This window comes from Microbacterium sp. TPU 3598 (assembly GCF_002356155.1).
In the GTDB taxonomy this organism is placed as follows: Bacteria; Actinomycetota; Actinomycetes; order Actinomycetales; family Microbacteriaceae; genus Microbacterium; species Microbacterium maritypicum_A.
Window position 1 is genome coordinate 642,453 of record NZ_AP017975.1, and the last position, 17,392, is coordinate 659,844.

Annotated in this window: 11 protein-coding genes; all 11 read left to right on the forward strand. The window is 70.3% G+C overall.

The genetic code is table 11. The features are described from left to right. Positions 1 to 6 precede the first annotated feature (6 nt). From MST3598_RS02885 to MST3598_RS02935, 11 genes are read left to right on the forward strand one after another with little or no spacing between them, the layout of a single operon-like run. The gene (locus MST3598_RS02885) at positions 7 to 978 is read left to right on the forward strand and encodes an AAA family ATPase (protein ID WP_029258893.1); all 972 of its coding nucleotides are present in this window, start codon (positions 7 to 9) and stop codon (positions 976 to 978) included. Continuing rightward, a complete protein-coding gene (locus MST3598_RS02890) occupies positions 978 to 2,240 on the forward strand; it encodes a DUF58 domain-containing protein (protein WP_029258894.1) in 1,263 nt (420 codons plus the stop codon). Before MST3598_RS02885 ends, MST3598_RS02890 begins: the two co-directional genes overlap by 1 nt. Continuing rightward, positions 2,237 to 4,633 (forward strand): transglutaminase family protein, encoded by a 2,397-nt coding sequence (locus MST3598_RS02895; RefSeq protein ID WP_036271545.1) that lies wholly within the window; start codon positions 2,237 to 2,239, stop codon positions 4,631 to 4,633. Before MST3598_RS02890 ends, MST3598_RS02895 begins: the two co-directional genes overlap by 4 nt. Next, a complete protein-coding gene (locus tag MST3598_RS02900) occupies positions 4,630 to 5,874 on the forward strand; it encodes an RDD family protein (RefSeq protein ID WP_096359395.1) in 1,245 nt (414 codons plus the stop codon). Before MST3598_RS02895 ends, MST3598_RS02900 begins: the two co-directional genes overlap by 4 nt. After that, positions 5,871 to 6,686, forward strand: coding sequence for a PP2C family protein-serine/threonine phosphatase (locus MST3598_RS02905; RefSeq protein WP_021198482.1), 816 nt, complete (start codon positions 5,871 to 5,873; stop codon positions 6,684 to 6,686). Before MST3598_RS02900 ends, MST3598_RS02905 begins: the two co-directional genes overlap by 4 nt. After that, positions 6,686 to 7,936, forward strand: a complete 1,251-nt coding sequence (locus MST3598_RS02910) for an FHA domain-containing protein (RefSeq protein ID WP_096359397.1) — start codon at positions 6,686 to 6,688, stop codon at positions 7,934 to 7,936. The genes MST3598_RS02905 and MST3598_RS02910 overlap by 1 nt, the downstream gene beginning before the upstream one ends. Continuing rightward, a complete protein-coding gene (locus tag MST3598_RS02915; RefSeq protein WP_029258383.1) occupies positions 7,933 to 9,561 on the forward strand; it encodes a serine/threonine-protein kinase in 1,629 nt (542 codons plus the stop codon). Before MST3598_RS02910 ends, MST3598_RS02915 begins: the two co-directional genes overlap by 4 nt. 14 nt (positions 9,562 to 9,575) lie before the next feature. Beyond that, positions 9,576 to 10,286: a hypothetical protein gene (locus tag MST3598_RS02920; protein WP_231479805.1), complete on the forward strand. Its 711-nt coding sequence runs from the start codon at positions 9,576 to 9,578 to the stop codon at positions 10,284 to 10,286. Continuing rightward, positions 10,283 to 11,611, forward strand: a complete 1,329-nt coding sequence (locus MST3598_RS02925) for an RDD family protein (protein WP_096359399.1) — start codon at positions 10,283 to 10,285, stop codon at positions 11,609 to 11,611. Before MST3598_RS02920 ends, MST3598_RS02925 begins: the two co-directional genes overlap by 4 nt. A 43-nt stretch (positions 11,612 to 11,654) precedes the next feature. Next, positions 11,655 to 16,175 carry an FtsK/SpoIIIE domain-containing protein gene (locus tag MST3598_RS02930; RefSeq protein ID WP_029259847.1) on the forward strand — a complete coding sequence of 1,507 codons (4,521 nt, stop codon included), beginning with the start codon at positions 11,655 to 11,657 and terminating at the stop codon, positions 16,173 to 16,175. A gap of 43 nt (positions 16,176 to 16,218) precedes the next feature. Continuing rightward, positions 16,219 to 17,277, forward strand: a complete 1,059-nt coding sequence (locus MST3598_RS02935) for a hypothetical protein (RefSeq protein WP_029259846.1) — start codon at positions 16,219 to 16,221, stop codon at positions 17,275 to 17,277. Positions 17,278 to 17,392: the final 115 nt, after the last annotated feature.

A 17,392-nucleotide genomic window follows, 5' to 3' on the forward strand; every position in this document is an offset into this window, starting at 1 on the left:
ACCCTCATGACAATGACCCCCGAGCAGGCCGCCTGGTTCCAGGGCACCTTCCAGCGCCTCGTCGAGAACATCGACAAGGCCGTGCAGGGCAAGCAGGAGATCGTCGGCCTCGTGCTGGCCTCGATGCTCGCCGAGGGCCACGTGCTCCTCGAGGATGCACCGGGAACGGGCAAGACCAGCCTCGCCAAGGCGCTGGCCGCGACCGTGCAGGGCACCAGCGCGCGCATCCAGTTCACGCCCGACCTGCTGCCGTCCGATGTCACCGGCGTGACGATCTACGACCAGCAGTCGCACCGCTTCGAGTTCCACAAGGGCCCGATCTTCGCGTCGATCGTGCTCGCCGACGAGATCAACCGCGCATCGCCCAAGACCCAGTCGGCGCTGCTCGAGGTCATGGAGGAGTCGCGCGTCACGGTCGACGGCGTCACGCACGAGGCCGGTCGCCCGTTCCTCGTGATCGCGACGCAGAACCCCATCGAGCAGGCGGGCACCTACAAGCTGCCCGAGGCGCAGCTCGACCGCTTCCTGATCAAGACGTCGATCGGCTACCCCGACCTCGCCGTGACCGAGAGCATCCTCGCCGGTGCCTCCGACCGCAACCCCTCGGCCGGCCTGTCCGCGGTCATCACCACGAGCGCGGTGGCCGATATGGCCGACCTCGCCGCGACCGTGCACGTCGAGCCCGCCGTGCTCCGCTACGTGGCCGAGCTCGCCGAGGCCACGCGCGAGGACGGCGCCATCCGTCTCGGCGTGTCGGTGCGCGGGGCGATCGCGATGGTGCGCATGGCCAAGGTGTGGGCAGCGGCCCAGGGGCGCCACTTCGTGCTTCCCGACGACATCAAGGCCCTCGCCCGCCCGGTCTGGCAGCACCGCCTGCTTCTCGACGCCGAGGCCGAGTTCGCCGGCACCAGCAGCGACACCGTGATCGCCCGTGTTCTCGACGCGGTGGCAGCGCCTCAGGCCCGAGTGGCGGCCTGATGACCACGGAGGCCCTTCCGGCGTCGACGCCGCAGATGGAGCGCGACGCCGGTTGGCGTGACATCGCGGCCGTCCTCGGTGCGCGCGCCCTGACGCGCCTCCGCAAGATCACCTCCGCCATCCGCCCGCTCGCCTGGGTGCTGATGGCCCTCGCCGTCGGCTTCTGGGTGCTCGGCCAGACCGCCGGATGGGCGGAGTTCACCATCGCCGCCGTCGTCATCGCGATCGCCGTGGTCCTGTGCGCGCTGTTCCTCATCGGCCGCACCGCCTACGACGTCGCGCTCGACCTCGCCCGCACCCGTGTGGTCGTGGGAGAGCGCGCGGTCGGTGCCCTGACCCTCGCCAACCGCGGCACCAGGGCCATCCTCCCGTCTCGTGTGGTGCTCCCCGTCGGTTCCGGACGCGGCGAGTTCGGCATCCAGCGACTCGCGCCGGGGGAGGAGGCGGAGGAACTCTTCGCGATCCCCACCCAGAAGCGCGGCGTGGTCAAAGTGGGGCCGGTGAGCGTCGTGCGCGGCGACCCGCTGGGCCTGTTCGAGCGGGCTCACCGTCGTGACGACCCTGTCGACCTCTTCGTGCACCCGCGCACCGTGCTGTTCGACGGTCAGTCGCTCGGCTACCTGCGCGACCTCGAAGGGCTTCCCGCAGCGGATCTGTCTCGCGACGACGTCTCGTTCCACGCCCTCCTGGAGTACCAGCCAGGCGACGACCTGCGTCACGTGCACTGGCGGTCGACGGCCCGCACCGGCACCATGATGGTCCGGCAGTACGAGGAGACCCGACGCTCGCACTTCGTGATCGGGCTCTCGCGCTCGCTCGCCGACTACGCCACCGAAGACGACTTCGAGCTCGGGGTCTCGGCTGCGGGGTCGATCGGCCTGCGCGCTCTGCGCGACTCTCAGCGCGTCGACATGCGCGTGCAGGGCCGGGAGCTTCCCGCGGGCACCGGCAAGCAGCTGCTCGACTCGCTCTCGGCCGTGGAGAACAGCAAGCCGAAGGAGGGTGGCATCGCCGAGCTCGCGGGCGTCGTGGCCGCCACCATGCCGTTGGCGAGCGTGGTGGTCCTGGTCTGCGGCGCTCGGGTGAAGTCCGACGATCTCCGCCTCGCGTGCGCGCGTCTGCCGTTCGGCGCCCGTGTCCTCGTCGTGGTCGCCGACACCACGGCCTCCGCCCCGGCGCTGCGCCGCATCGGCGATGCCGACGTCGTCACGGTGGGTGCGCTCGAACAGGTCCCGCTCGCTCTGCAGAAGGTGCTCGCATGACCGGGTCCTCCGCCGCGTTCGGCGACCTCCCCCTCCGCCGTTGGATCCTCGACCTGGGAGCGACGGCGCTCCTGGTCCTCACGGCCCTCGTGGGCTTCTGGCCGACGTTCGCCGGTCCGTCGTTCCTGCCAGCCGCCATCGGTGGAATCCTGATCGGCCTGGCGATCGCGGTCATCACGACCTGGCGTCATTGGGGCATCCTGATCATCGCGGGTCTCACGATCGCCGCGTACTTCGTGTTCGGCGGAGCTTTCGCTCTGCCGCAGACGTCGATCCTCGGCTTCATCCCGACAATCGAGACGCTGCAGAAGCTCGCGCTCGGGACGGTCACCGCGTGGAAGCAGATGCTCACCACGGTCGCCCCCGTCGCGGCGGCCGACGGACACCTCGTCGTCCCGTTCCTGCTGGCGCTGGTCGTCACCACCGTGACCGCCTCCCTCGCGCTCCGGCTGTCGCAGGTGGCGTGGGCCCTGATCCCCGCCGGCGTGCTGCTCATGCTGGTGATCGCGCTCGGCACGCCCGAACCCGCGTTCCCGCTCGTGCAGGGACTCGTGTTCGCGGTCGTGAGCATGTCGTGGCTCGCCCTTCGCCAGTTGTGGGCACCGCAGAACACGGCGATCTCCGTCAGCGAGGTCGATCCCTCCCGCGCCGCGCACATGCGCACCCGGCGTCTGCTCGCCGGGGTGGCCGTGCTGGCGATCGCCGGCGGCGCGGGGGTGGCAACGAGCGCCGTCGCGAACCCGGCGCAGCCACGACACGTGTTCCGCGACGTGATCATCCCGCCGTTCGACATCCGGGACTACCCGAGCCCCCTGCAGGCGTTCCGGAAGAACGTGCGCGACGAGGCGGACCAGACGCTCTTCACGGTGCAGGGCCTGCCCAAGGGCGCGCGCGTGCGCACCGCGGTCATGGACCAGTTCGACGGGATGGTCTACAACGTCACCGACGGCGGGCCCACCTCGTCGAGCGCCTTCAGCCCCCTGCGATCGAACATGTCGCCGGATGCCGAGGGTGTCCCGGTGACGCTCAACGTCGAGATCGGTGCGTATCGCGGAGTATGGATGCCCACCGCGGGCGAGCTGTCCGAGATCAGGTTCTCCGGCGACGATGCCGAGCAGCTGCGCCGCGGCACCTACGTGAACACCGAGACGGGTACCGCCGTCTCCACCACGAAGCTGACGAAGGGTGACGAGTACACGGTGGATGCCGTGATGCCGAACGTACCCGACGACGAGCAGCTCGCCGAGGTGCCGTTCGGCAAGGTGTCGATGCCGAAGCCGAGCAACGTGCCGGAAGAGCTCACAGCCCTCGCCGCCGAGACCATCGCCGGTGCCGAGACGCCGATCGAGCGGGTGCGGGCCCTCGAGAACTTCCTCTCCAAGGAGGGCTTCTTCAGCCACGGGCTCGAGGGAGAGGTCATCTCCCGCGCCGGCCACACCGCCGAGCGCATCTCGACGCTCGTCGGCGGGGAGCAGATGATCGGTGACGACGAGCAGTACGCCGTCGCCATGGCGCTGCTCGCCGGGCAGGTCGACATCCCCGCCCGGGTGGTCATGGGCTATTACCCCGACGAGGACAAGGCAGGCGAAGCCACGTTCGCCGCCACCGGCGACAACGTGCACGCCTGGGTCGAGGTCAACTTCGAGGGACTCGGGTGGATGGCGTTCAACCCCACCCCGCCCGAAGACCAGGTGCCGAACGACCAGAACACCAAGCCGCGCGTCGACCCGAAGCCGCAGGTGCTGCAGCCCCCGCCTCCGCCGCAGGAACCCGTCGACCTGCCACCCACCCTGCCCGACGACCGCGAGGCCGAGGACGAGAGTCTGAACCTCGCGGGCATCATCGGGGCGATCCTCGTGATCGGCGGCATCTCCCTCGGAGTGATCGCACTTCTGGCATCGCCCTTCATCGTGATCGGCGCGTGGAAGGCGGCGAAGCGTCGTTCCCGCCGCGCGGCCGCGCGCACCGCCGACCGCATCAGCGGCGGCTGGGACGAGCTCACCGACCGTGCCGTCGACTACGGCGCCCGCATCCCTCCCGGAGGCACGCGGATCGAAGAGGCGGCGGTCGTGGCGTCGTCGCTCACGGTCCCGCAGGTCACCGCCCTCGCCGAGCGGGCCGACGCCGACGTGTTCGGCCCCGCCGAGCCGAGCCCGGAGGATGTCGAGTCGTTCTGGCACGAGGTCGACGACATCGTCGGCGGACTGGGCAAGGAGGCCGGCTTCTGGAAGCGCCTCCAGGCGCGACTGAGCGTCCGCTCCCTGATCGGCGGCACCGCCATCTCGAACGGATTCCAGAACCTGAAGGACGCGGCGGCCGTGCGCGTCCGCCGCGAACCTGGCACCATCAAGAACAGCACGACGCCCCCGTCCCCCGAGAGCGAGACCTCATGACGCAGCCCGCGCCCGACCAGATCGCGCCGGTCTCCCGTCGCGCCGTCGCCTATCTCATCGACGCCTTGATCGCCGGGGGCCTCGCGATCGTGCTCGGCGGCGGACTCCTCGTCGCCGTGTCGCTCGCCGGCAGCGTCGAGGCCGGCCTCGGAGTCCTGCTGATCGGCGGCCCCGTGGTGGGCCTGGTGCTGCTCGGCTGGTTCTTCGTCTACACGGTGATGCAGGCGGGGGCCGGCTCGATCGGCATGCGCGCTCAGAGTCTGAAGCTCGCCTCGGCCGCGGACGGGAGTCCGCTCGGCTTCGGACGCACGCTGCTGCGCAACGTCATCTTCGGCCTCGCCGCCTCCGTCGTCGTGGGGTACTTCACCCCGCTCTTCGACGGTTCCGGACGGTTCCAGGGGTGGCACGACAAGGTCGCCGGATCCCTGATGCTGGACGCGCGGGTACCGGCGCCCGTCAGGGCGGACGCCGCGGCGCCCGCTTCGGCTCCGACGGTGCGGGCTGCCGCGGTCGCGCCGGCTGCGGCTCCGACGGCGCAGGCGACCGCGCCCGCGATCCCCGGTCTCCCGCAGCTGCCGGCAGCAGCCCCGGCTGCGCCCGCCTCTCCGGCACCGGCCTCCATCCCTCCGCGACCGGCCGCCCCCGCGGCGCCCGTCGCCGAGGCGGGATCGCTCATCGCCTTCGTTCCCGGCATCACGCAGGACGCCCCCGTGCGGTCCGCGCCGGCGGTGGAGCCCGAACCCGAGATCGACGCGACCATCCAGCAGCACCCGGTGGCTCCCGTCGCACCGCCTGCGCCGCCAGTGCCCCCGGTGCCGGCAGCCGCGCCTGTCCCGGACGCCTCGGCTGCTCCGGCGGCTGCCTCCTCGGCGGTCGTCGAGGAGGACGATCTCGAGGACACCAGGATCAGTGTTCCGGGGCATCGCCTCGTCTTCACCTGGGATGACGGCACGCGAGTATCCGTCTCACGACGCACGGTGTTCGGGCGCAACCCTGCCCCGGAAGAGGGAGCCACGCTCGTCCCCGTGCGCGACGAGACGCTCTCCCTCTCGAAGACGCACTTCGAGGCCGCAGCGGAGACGTCGGGCGGGTGGGTGATGGATCGCCATTCCACGAACGGCATGACCATCGTGCGCGCAGGACAGCGGATCGCCTGCCCCGCGGGGCAACGCGTGCCCGTGCGTCTGGGCGACGCCATCGAGATCGGCGACCGCATCGTCACGATCGGCGGCTACGCGTGAGGCCGGGACTCATCGTCTCGACCGGATCCGCGACGCATCCGGGGCTTCGGCGTGCGCTGAACGAGGACGCACATCTGGCGGCCGCTCCGATCTTCCTGGTCGCCGACGGAATGGGGGGCCACGAGGCCGGGGAGCGCGCGAGCGCCGCCGTGATCGCCGAGTTCGCGCGGTACATCGGACGTTCGGCGCTCGTGCTCGACGATGTCCGCCACGCGCTGTCGCTCTCGAGGGAGAGCGTGGAGGAGCTGTCCACCTCCGGCAACGGCCGCGCGGGGACCACTCTCAGCGGAGTGGTGATCGCGTCCGTCGACGGCATGGGGTATTGGCTCGCGCTCAACATCGGAGACTCGCGCACCTACCGCTTCGCCGACGGCGAGCTCGAGCAGATCAGCGTCGACCACTCCGTGGTGCAGGAGCTGATCGAGTCGGGCGAGCTCACGACCGAGGACGCCGTCTCCGATCGACGCCGCAACATCATCACCCGGGCCATCGGCGCGAGCAGCACGGGAGACGCCGACTACTGGATGTTCCCCGCAGAACTGGGCGACCGCATCCTGGTGTGCTCCGACGGACTCACCTCCGAGGTGCCGGACGCGCGCATCCGCGAGGTTCTGAACGCCGAGTCGGATCCGCAGCGGGCCGCTGATGTGCTCGTCGACGAGGCCGTCAGCGCCGGGGGCAGGGACAACATCACCGTCCTCGTCGTCGATGCCGTCTCCGTCGCCTCACGGCCGGGCACGCTGATGGCCACCGACACGGACATCGACCAGGACACACGTCCACGAGAAGCCGCAGCAGGAGGGGTTCGCTGATGCAGACCATCTACCGACCGGGACAGTGGTACCTGATCGTCATCCCGGGAGCGCTCGTCGCGCTGCCCCCCGACGTCCCGGGCGATGTCGTCGCGCGGCTGTGGGAGCGGATGCCGGAGGAGAAGACGCTCGCGACGGTCGTCGATGTGCTCACTGCACACGCGGGAGGCTCGTTCACGTCGCTGCCGTCCTTCGTCGCCGCCGTCGCCGAAGGTGCCGATGTGCGCATCGCCCTGCGAGGCGCGGTCTCCGCCCAGGTCGCGACCCCGACCGACTCGTTCGAGCTGTCCGGCGCTGAGGTCACGACCTGGAACGAGCGATTCCTCAGCGGTGCGTCGAAGATCGAGATCACGGTCGAGGCCCCCACCGACGCCGACGGGCTGCCCGTGCAGAGCGGCATCGTGCGTGCCGCGGCCGTGAGCGCCGAGCTCGAGCCGAGCGACGCCGATCCGCTCACCTCCGTGCTCGGGCCGTCGCCCGTGGTCGGCGCCGTGCCCTCGGAACCGGGCCTGCCCGAGGCCGTCGCCGCCGAGCCGGTCGTGTCGGAGCCCGAAGCGGAGCCCGAGCCCGCACCCGAGCCGGAGCCCGCACCCGAGCCGGAGCCCGCACTCGAGCCGGTCGTGCCGGAGCCCGAGGCCGAGGAGCCGCTTCCCCTCATCGAAGACGCCTTCCTGCCGCCCACGGAGGTGACGCTCGCGCCACCGGTCGACGACGACTTCGACCAGCTGTGGGGTGCCACCGTGCACTCGGTCGGCGGGGCGGCACCGGTGGTGCCGGTCCCCGTCGAGGGCGACCACGACGGCGCCACCGTCTCGGCAGCGGACCTCCGTGCTCTCCGCCAGCAGCCGCCGGTCGCGAACGACGCGCCGACGGAGGTACTCGATGTCGCGCCGGCACCGGCCGTGGCCTCGGTCGGCCGCATCCGGCTCTCCACCGGTCAGGTGGCCGCCCTCGACCGCACCGTGATCATCGGGCGCCGGCCACGGTCGACACGTGCCAGCGGGGCGAACCTCCCGCACCTGATCGCCGTCGAGAGCCCCCAGCAGGACATCTCACGCAGCCACCTCGAGGTCAGGCCGGAAGGCGACACCGTGGTGGTCATCGACCTGCACACCACCAACGGGTCCACGCTCCTGCGCCCGGGCGCCGACCCCGTGCGGTTGCACCCCGGGGAGCAGACGCTGGTGCTCTCCGGCGATGTCGTCGACCTCGGCGACGGCGTGACCGTCGCCTTCGAGGATCTCCCGTGACGCGTCGCCCGTCGCCGCCGCCGGATCTTCCCGGCTTCACCTATGTGGAGCCGTTGGGCACCGGTGGCTTCGCCGACGTGTTCCTCTACGAGCAGGAGATGCCTCGCCGCCGCGTCGCGGTGAAGGTCCTGCTCGCCGATCGCATCTCGAGCGGCGCCGCGCAGGAGTTCGCCGATGAGGCGAACGTCATGGCCATGCTCTCGACGCACCCCGCGATCGTCACGATCTACCAGGCCGGGGTCGCCGGCGACGGGCGCCCCTATCTGGTGATGGAGTACTGCCCGCGGCCGAACCTCCAGCTGCGCGCACGGAAGGACCCGTTCTCCGTCGCCGAGGCTCTCCGGGTCGGCGTGCAGGTGGCCGGCGCTGTCGAGACGGCGCACCGCGCAGGCGTGCTGCACCGCGACATCAAGCCCGCCAACATCCTCGTCACCGAGTACAACCGGCCGGCGCTCACCGATTTCGGCATCGCGTCGACGACGGGCGCGACGGGTGAGGCGTCGGGCATGTCGATCCCGTGGTCGCCACCGGAGTCGTTCGCCGAGCCGCCCCAGAGCGGGCCGCGCACGGACGTGTGGGCGCTGGGGGCGACGCTGTACACCCTGCTCGCCGGACGATCACCGTTCGAGCGCCCCGGGGAACGGAACTCCAGTGCCGACCTCATCGAGCGCATCGAGCGCGCCGCCCTGCCGTCTCTGAAGCGGCCGGACTCCCCGGAGAGCCTGCAACGACTCCTCGAGCGCTCGATGGCGAAGAATCCCGACGATCGCTTCCCGAGCGCCGTGGCGTTCGCGCGAGCGCTGCAGAAGGTGCAGATCGAGCTCTCCCACTCGGTGACCCCGATCGACATCGTCGACGATCACCCGCCGGTGGAAGACCTCGACGACGACGGCGACGGTCTCACCCGGGTGCGGGAGATCGTCAGTATCGATCCCGACATGGCCTCGTTCACCCGTCCGTCGGCGACGACGCAGCGGAAGGAGCCTCCGGCCGCGCTGCAGGGGGTGCCGCGCTTCGACGCCCCGGCCGCCCAGGAAGCGGCGGTCGAGCAGACGCAGCTGCGTACGCCGTCTCCCGTTGCTGCACCTCCGACCGTGCCGGGCGCCGACGACCGGACCATCGCCCGTGCGCCGATGGTCGTGGCCCCGGACGCCGCCGTGCCGCCGACGATGGTTCCCGGAGCGCCCGTCGAGGCCCCGGTCGCACCCGAGCCGCCCCGCAGTCGGAAGGGGCTGTGGATCACCCTCGCCGCCGCGGGAGTCGTGCTCGTGATCGGCGGCATCGTCGGACTCAACCTCCTGGTCGCGGGTATCGCGCCCGAACCGCAGGAGACCGCGGAAGCCGTCGATCCGAAGGACGTCGGAACGGATGTGGTGCCGAAGGTGACGGAGCTCGCCGGGACGCGACAGGGCGAACAGGTGGTCTTCACCTGGACGAACCCGAGCCCGCTCGACGGCGATTCATACATCTGGACCCCGGTGGCGGTCTCGGGCGAGGTCGATCCCCAGCAGACGCCGGATCCGACCGCCACGGTGCCCGCCGCGGCGGGGACCGTCTGCATCGATGTGATGCTGCGACGCGACGACGGGCGCGCGTCCGAGACCGTGCGGGGGTGCGTGGAGTGAGTGGTGAAGGCGGCGTGACCGTCGAGTTCGCGGGGGAGTACTTCCCGGTCCGTCGGGGCGGGCGGTTCATCGTCGGGCGCGAGGGAGATCTCGAGCTCGACGACAACCTGTTCCTGCACCGGCACTTCCTGGAGATCACCGACGCCGACGGGTTGTGGTGGCTGTCGAACGTCGGCACGCGACTCACGGCGACCGTGACCGATTCGGCCGGTGGCGTGCAGGCCTGGCTCGCTCCCGGTGCCCGCCTTCCGCTGGTCTTCGAGACCACGACCGTCGTGTTCAGCGCAGGACCGACGACCTACGAACTCACCTTGCACGCGGCGGAGCCGACGTTCCGTGCGACCAGGCGCGAGCACGACGACGGGGGTGCCTCCACGATCGGCGACGTCCCGTTGACCCTCAGCCAGAAGCTCCTCATCCTCGCGCTGGCGGAGCCGCAGTTGCGCAGGGACGGTACGGGTATGAGCGAGATCCCGACGTCGGCGAAGGCCGCGGAGCGCCTCGGCTGGACCGTCACCCGCTTCAACCGCAAGCTCGACAACGTGTGCGACAAGTTCGACCGGATCGGTGTGCCTGGAATGCGCGGCGGACAACGCAGCTTCGCGACCAACAGACGTGCGCGCCTGGTGGAGCACGTGATCGCGTCGCGACTGGTCGGCAAGAGCGACCTGCCGTTGCTCGACACCGCGCACGCCGTCGACGAGGTCGAGGGAGAGCAGGAGTGATCTGGGAGATCGACGACCACGCTCCCGAGGTCGAAGGGCTCGACGCGCACGGACGCCCGGATCCTGCGTACGCGGAGGCCCTCGGGCTCCGCACAGCAGGGCGAGGGCCGCGCGTGCTCGCCGCGCTGATCGAGTGGGCGGTGGCCGTGCTCATCGCGCTCCCGGCGATCGTCGCGCTCACCCCGGTTCTCGCGCAGGTCGTGGCAGGGCAGTTCGACGCCGAGAAGTTCTTCGCCCGCGGTGACCTGGTGTGGCTCATCGTCGCGGCAGCCGTATCGCAGGGCCTGATGATCGCCTATATCGTCGTCCAGCTCGTCCTGCACGGACGCAAGGGAGTGACGCTCGGCAAGGCGATCTGCGGCATCCGCTCGGTGAACGTACGGACCCTCGAGCGCCCCGGTTTCTGGCGCGGAGCCGTGGTCCGCTTCCTCGTCGCCTACGCCTCGCTCATCGTCCCGGTCATCGGTCCGCTGCTGGTGATCATGCTCTCCCCGCTGTTCGACATCGAGAGGCGAGGACGCGGCTGGCTCGATCTCGCTGCCGCGACCTGGTTCGTCGACGTGCGCGGCGGGTTGAATCCCTACGATGCGAAACGCATGCGCATCGCGCGCAAGCGCGTGAAGACGCCCGAACACGAGGAGAAGGCTCCGCTGCCGTCACTGGCGACGCCGGTGCATCGCGACGCGCCGGCCGAGTACGTCCCGAGTGCGCGCCTTTCCGGAGGCGTCATCGGTGCGCACCGCTCGGCCGCGGCGGCTGCGACGGGGCAGGCAGAGCCATCTGGAGCCGGCTCCATGGTGTCGGCGGCGCCGCCGTCGCTCGCGACGGGCGCACCGGCTCCGGCAACGTTCTCCCCGGCTCCCGCCCCGGCGCCCGCCCCGGCACCGGTCGCCGCTCCGGCACCGGTCGCGGCGCCCGCCCCGCCCGCGGCGGAACCGCCCGCCCTTGCAGTACCTGTACCTGCGCCTGCTGCGCCCGCTGCTCCCGCACCCGCGGGCGTCCGTGCGATCCTCGTGCTCGACACGGGCGAGCGCATCGAGGTGCGCGGCACCACGCTCTTCGGGCGGTCTCCGAGTGCGGCCGCCGGCGAGGGGGAGGCGCTGCTCGTGCCGGTGATCGACGACACTCGCTCGGTGTCCAAGACGCACATAGCGGTGATGCCGGCTCGACGAGGTGTCTTCGTCGTCGACCGGGCGTCGACCAACGGCAGCGCGATCATCCGGGGCGGTGCGGAGACGGTCCTCCCGGCCGGACACCCCGCCGAGCTGAAGACCGGCGACACGGTGCGCTTCGGCGACCGGTCCCTCCAGGTGGAGTGGGCATGACCCTGAGTAGTGAGATGCGCCCTCGGCGCGGTGAGGACGAGCGATGAGAGTCAAGCTGACCCTGCGTCGACCCGCAGCACCCCTGACCGATGTGGTCGTGATGGCCGACTCGACGGCGACGATCGCCGACGTCGCGCGTCAGATCGCCACGACCGACCCCGCACGCAGTATCGCCGCGGCTCCGGCCGACGTGCTCACTCTCTCGGTGGCGCCGCCGACCAGCGAGCAGCTCACCATGCTCAACCCCGACCTGCTCGTCGGTGACGCTCCGATCGGCTCCGGCTTCCTCGCCGAGGTGGTCAACGTCGGCCCGAACCGGGTATCGGTGGGAGGAGCCGGCACGCGCCCGGCCGCCGTGCTCACGGTCGTCGCCGGTCCCGCCGCGGGCCAGGAGTTCCCGCTGCCGATCGGTCACTTCCTGATCGGCCGTGATAGCGCGAACGACGTCACGATCGCTGATCCGCTGGTCTCGAAGCGGCACGCTCGTATCGAGGTCGCCGCGACCTTCGTCGAGCTGGTCGATCTGAACTCGGCGAACGGGATCCTCGTCGACGGCGGACTCGTGCAGCGGCTCCGCGTGATTCCCGGACAGAGCTTCGCGCTCGGCGACTGCGAGTTCGTCGTGCACATGGTGAGCGACTTCGACGGATCGGCCAGCGGCGACCCGGTGCTCGAGCGCGGGGGTGCTCTGATGTTCAATCGCAGCCCCCGCGTGGAGGAACGGTTCACGGGGCAGGAGCTGGATGAACCGCGCTACCCACGCGACCAGCCGTCTCGGCTCTTCCCCTGGCCCATGCTCGTCGCGCCGATCCTGTTGGCCGTGACGATGTTCAGCATCACGCAGCGTCCGGCCTCTCTGCTCATCGCCGCCGCCTCCCCGATGATGATGTTCGGTAACTTCATCTCCCAGAAGACCAACATCGGTCAGCGTCTGCGCAAGGAGGCGGAGTCGTTCGAGGAGCAGTTCGAGCGGCTCGAGGAGACGCTCTACCACTCGCACCCGAAGGAGCGGGAGGTGCGGCAGAACGAGGTTCCCGCCGTCGCCGTCGTGTTCGATGAGGCGATGCGCCTCGGACCCCTGCTGTGGACGCGTCGACCGGAGCACTGGAACTTCCTCGCCCTGCGCCTCGGCGTCTGCGAGAGCGAGGCGCGCACGCGCATCAAGCGCACCGAGACCCCGGAGGCGCTCGTCGAGTACGTCGAGCGCGTCGACCGCCTCGAGGAGCGGTACCGGATGATCGACGACGTCCCCATCCTGGAATCGCTCCAGAGCGTGGGATCCATCGGCGTCGCGGGGCCGACGTCGCTCGCGAGCGATGCGCTGCGCGGGATCGCGGTGCAGCTGTTCGGTACGCATTCCCCCAATGAGCTGGTGACCGTCGCCCTCACCGAGCCGGGCTGGGCGAATGAGCTCGACTGGCTCAAGTGGCTGCCGCACACCTCGAGCGAGCGCAACCCGTTCAAGGAGATGCCCCTCGCCGATTCCGCCTCGACGGGCACGGCGCTGCTCAGCGGCCTGGAGGAGATCGTGCTGCGTCGCTCGCGGGAATCGAAGTCCGCGCGGCCGCCGTACGGCGCCGACTGGGATCCGATGCGCTACGGGACCGACGTCAAGCGGGCAGCAGAGGACGCGACGTTCCCCGGCCAGACGGCCATCCTGGTGATCATCACGAACGACGCTCCCGTCGACCGGGCTCGACTGACCCAGATCCTGGAACGCGGCGCCGACGTCGGCGTGTACGCGCTCTTCGTCGCTCCGGTCGTCGAGGCGCTGCCCGCCGCGTGCCGCACGTTCGTCGATGTGAGCGCCGGCCTCGCCGATGCCGTGGTCGGTACCGTCCGCAGCGGCGTGGACTACCGCGGGGTGCAGGTCGAGGGCGTCTCGCACGCCTACATGACCATGTTCGCGAAGCGCCTCGCCCCGGTCGTCGACTCCAGCACGGTGATCGAGGATTCCTCCGACATCCCGAACTCCGTCAGCTTCCTCTCGCTGGTGGGCAACGAGGTCGCCGAGGATGCGAGCGCCGTGATCGACCGGTGGCGTCAGAACAACACCATCATCGATCGCTCCGGTGCTCCGCAGTCCCGACTCAAGAAGGCCGGAAACCTGCGCGCCATCATCGGGCAGTCGCAGACCGACGCGATGACCCTCGACCTGCGCTCCCAGGGGCCGCACGCGCTCGTCGGCGGGACGACCGGTGCCGGCAAGAGCGAGTTCCTGCAGGCGTGGGTGCTCGGCATGGCCGCGGCCCACAGCCCCGATCGCGTCACATTCCTCTTCGTCGACTACAAGGGCGGTTCCGCGTTCGCGGATTGCGTCGACCTGCCGCACACCGTGGGGCTGGTCACCGACCTGAGCCCGCACCTGGTGCGTCGCGCCCTCACCAGCCTGCGCGCCGAGCTGCACCATCGCGAGCACCTCTTCAACCGCAAGAAGGCGAAGGACCTCCTCGAACTCGAGAAGCGTCGCGATCCCGAGACGCCACCGGCCCTGGTGCTGGTGATCGACGAGTTCGCCGCGCTCGCCGGAGAAGTGCCGGAGTTCGTCGACGGCGTCGTCGACATCGCCCAGCGCGGTCGTTCCCTCGGCATCCACCTGATCATGGCCACCCAGCGCCCCGCGGGCGTCATCAAGGACAATCTACGCGCGAACACGAACCTGCGCGTCGCGTTGCGGATGGCCGATGAATCCGACTCGAAAGACGTCGTGGACGATCCGGTGGCGGCGACGTTCCCGCCCTCGCTGCCCGGACGCGGCATCGCGAAGACCGGTCCGGGTCGCCTCGTGCCGTTCCAGTCCGCCTACGCGGGCGGGTGGACGACCGATGAGGCGCAGGTCGCCGAGGTCAAGGTCGCCGAACTCCGCTTCGGCTCGATCCAGACCTGGGAGGCCGAGCAGGCTCCGGAATCCGACTCCCACGATGAGGATCTCGGACCCAACGACCAGAAGCGCATCGTGGCGACACTCGTGAACGCGGCACGCGAGGCCCGCATCCCCGCGCCCCGGCGTCCGTGGCTCGACGACCTCGAGGGCGCCGTCGATCTGCGCGACCTCCCGGTGCTCGGCGACGGGCAGGTGCTGCTCGGCAAGATGGATGTCCCGGAGCGGCAGCTGCAGGAGCCCGCGTACTTCCATCCCGACAAGGACGGGTCGCTCCTGGTCTACGGGACCAGCGGATCGGGCAAATCGACGGTCCTGCGCACGATCGCGATCGCGGCGGGTTTCGAGCCCGCGCATTCGAACGTCGAGGTGTACGGCCTCGACTTCGGATCGGGTGCGCTGAAGAGCCTCGAGATGCTGCCCCACGTCGGCTCGATCATCTCCGGCGACGACTCCGAGCGCGTGCAGCGCGTGCTGCGTTCGCTGGCCGCCGTGCTCGACGACCGCGGCAAGCGCTTCAGCGCCGCCAACGCTTCCAGCCTGACCGAGTACCGGGAGATCACCGGAAAGGATGAGGCCCGCATCCTGATCCTGATCGACGGGTTCCCGCAGTTCCGCAGCGAGTGGGAGTCGACCACCGCGCGGATGCCGTTCTACCAGACGTTCATGCGCATTCTCGGAGAGGGGCGCCCGCTGGGCGTGCACGTGATCGCGAGCGCCGACCGTTCGGGCTCCGTGCCCACCGCGGTCAGCGCTAACGTGTCGCGGCGCGTGGTCCTGCGGCTCTCCGACGAATCCGGGTACGCGATGCTCAACGCGCCCAAGGACGTGCTCGACGAGCGTTCGGCTCCCGGTCGCGCGATCGTCGACGGGCGGGAGACGCAGATCGCGACGCTGGGCGGCACCCCGAACGTGGCTGAGCAGACCAAGCTGTTGGAACAGCACGCGACGGCTCTGCGCGCGGCCGGGGCGAGGGAGGTGCCGGAGATCGGCGCCCTGCCGACCCGCCTGTCCGTGCGCGATCTCCCGGATCGTCTGGGCGAGTTCCCGGTGCTCGGCGTCGCGGAGGACACGCTGGCCGCACGCGACTTCGACCCTGTCGGCACCTTCGTGGTCGCCGGTCCGCCATCGTCGGGCAAGACCACCGCGCTCAAGGGGATCATCACGTCGATACGGCGGTTCGACCCCGAGGTCAAGCTGTTCCACTTCGGCGGTCGCCGAGCCCAGCTCAAGGGCTACGTCGACTGGACGCGGAGCGCGGTCACCCCGGAGGACGCGAAAGAGCTCGCGAAGGAGATCGCCGAGATCGCCGTCGACGAAACCATTCCGGTGCGCATGCTCGTCATCGTCGAGGACGTGCCCCAGTTCGCGGACGGCCCCGCCGAACGCGAGATGAAGGCGCTCTTCCAGGCGATCAACCGGAGCGATCACCTGCTGGTGGGCGACGCCGACGTCACCCAGGTGACGAGCGGCTTCGGATTCATCGGCGACTTCAAAGCCGGGCGCAAGGGCATTGTTCTCAAGCCGGATGCGTTCGACGGCGATGCGATCTTCAAGGTCCCGTTCCCCAAGGTCAAGCGCACGGATTTCCCGGACGGTCGAGGCATCTTCGTACAAGCGGGACGCCAGGTCACGGTACAGCTGCCACTCATCGAAGGAGACACATGGACGCCAGTCCGCTGAGCGCGAGCGCGCACACGCATCGGTTCCGAAGGAGGGGCGAACGATGACGGTCACCTTCGACGACGCCGCGCTGCGCGCGCGCGTGGATCCGGTGCGTGCGCGGCAGGAGAGCCGTGAGCGTGTGACGAGGGAGGGGCGCCGGTTCGGCGTGGTGCTCGGTTCCGGCTGGGTCGTCTTCCAATCGGTCGTGCTGGTCGTCGGCGCCGGTGCACTCGCGGCCCTGGCCGTCGTGGCCGTGCAGTTCATGTTCGGTGCCGACGGCGCCGATCTGACGACCGTCGTTCTGGCTGTGCTGATGGTGCTGCCGCTCGCGGTCGGCCGCATCCGATCCCACCTCCGGGGTCCGCGCGAGCGGGAGATCGAGGAGTACCGCCTCGAGCAGTTCACAGCGGCGAACGGACTCACCTATCGCACCGGCGAACTCGACCCTGAGCGGCCGGCAGCGTTGTTCGGAATCGGCACCTCGCGAGTCGCCAGCGACATCGTCTCCGGCCCGTCCCCGCGCCCGTTCGAGGCCGCGAACTACTCGTTCGACACCTGGGTCGCCCGCGCGCGCATGCCGCGGGTCGCGAACTACGTCGAGTTCGCGCTGACCGGCTCGCTGCCGCCGATGGTCCTCGTGACCAAGTCACCCGCAGTCGCGGCATCCGGATGGGAGCCGACCGCGCCGCAGGAGCGCGTGCAGATCGAGGGCGACTTCGCCGCGCGCTTCGAGGTCTTCACGACGCGGGCGACGGAGGAGCCGGTACGTCATCTGCTCTCTCCGGACGTGCAGGCGGCACTGACGGCGGTCGCCGAGCGGTGCGACGTCGAAGTCGTCGGCGACCGGGTCTACGTCATCGCCCGACGGCACCTCCCGATGGCTGAGCCCGCGTACTGGGAGTGGATCGAGGATCTCGCCGCGCTGGTGTCACTGCTGGAAGTCCGCGGACGCGCGGAGCAGACGGCGGGTGTCACGGAGGCGGATCCTGCTCGTCGCACGCGGCGGGAGGCTTTGTTCGCCGCTCCCAAGGGCGGGCGGGCGGCGGCTGTCGGCTGTCTCGTCCCGCTTCTCGTAGGTCTCGTGGCCGCCGCCCTGATCACCAAGATCACGACGGGCTAACAGCGACGGGTCATCCTGGGATGGGGAGTTGTCCCCATCGACCGAAGGGTGATTCTCTTCGTAGAGTTTGCATAGTCGGGGCGATCAGATCGCCGCGACGGACACTTTCAGGGGG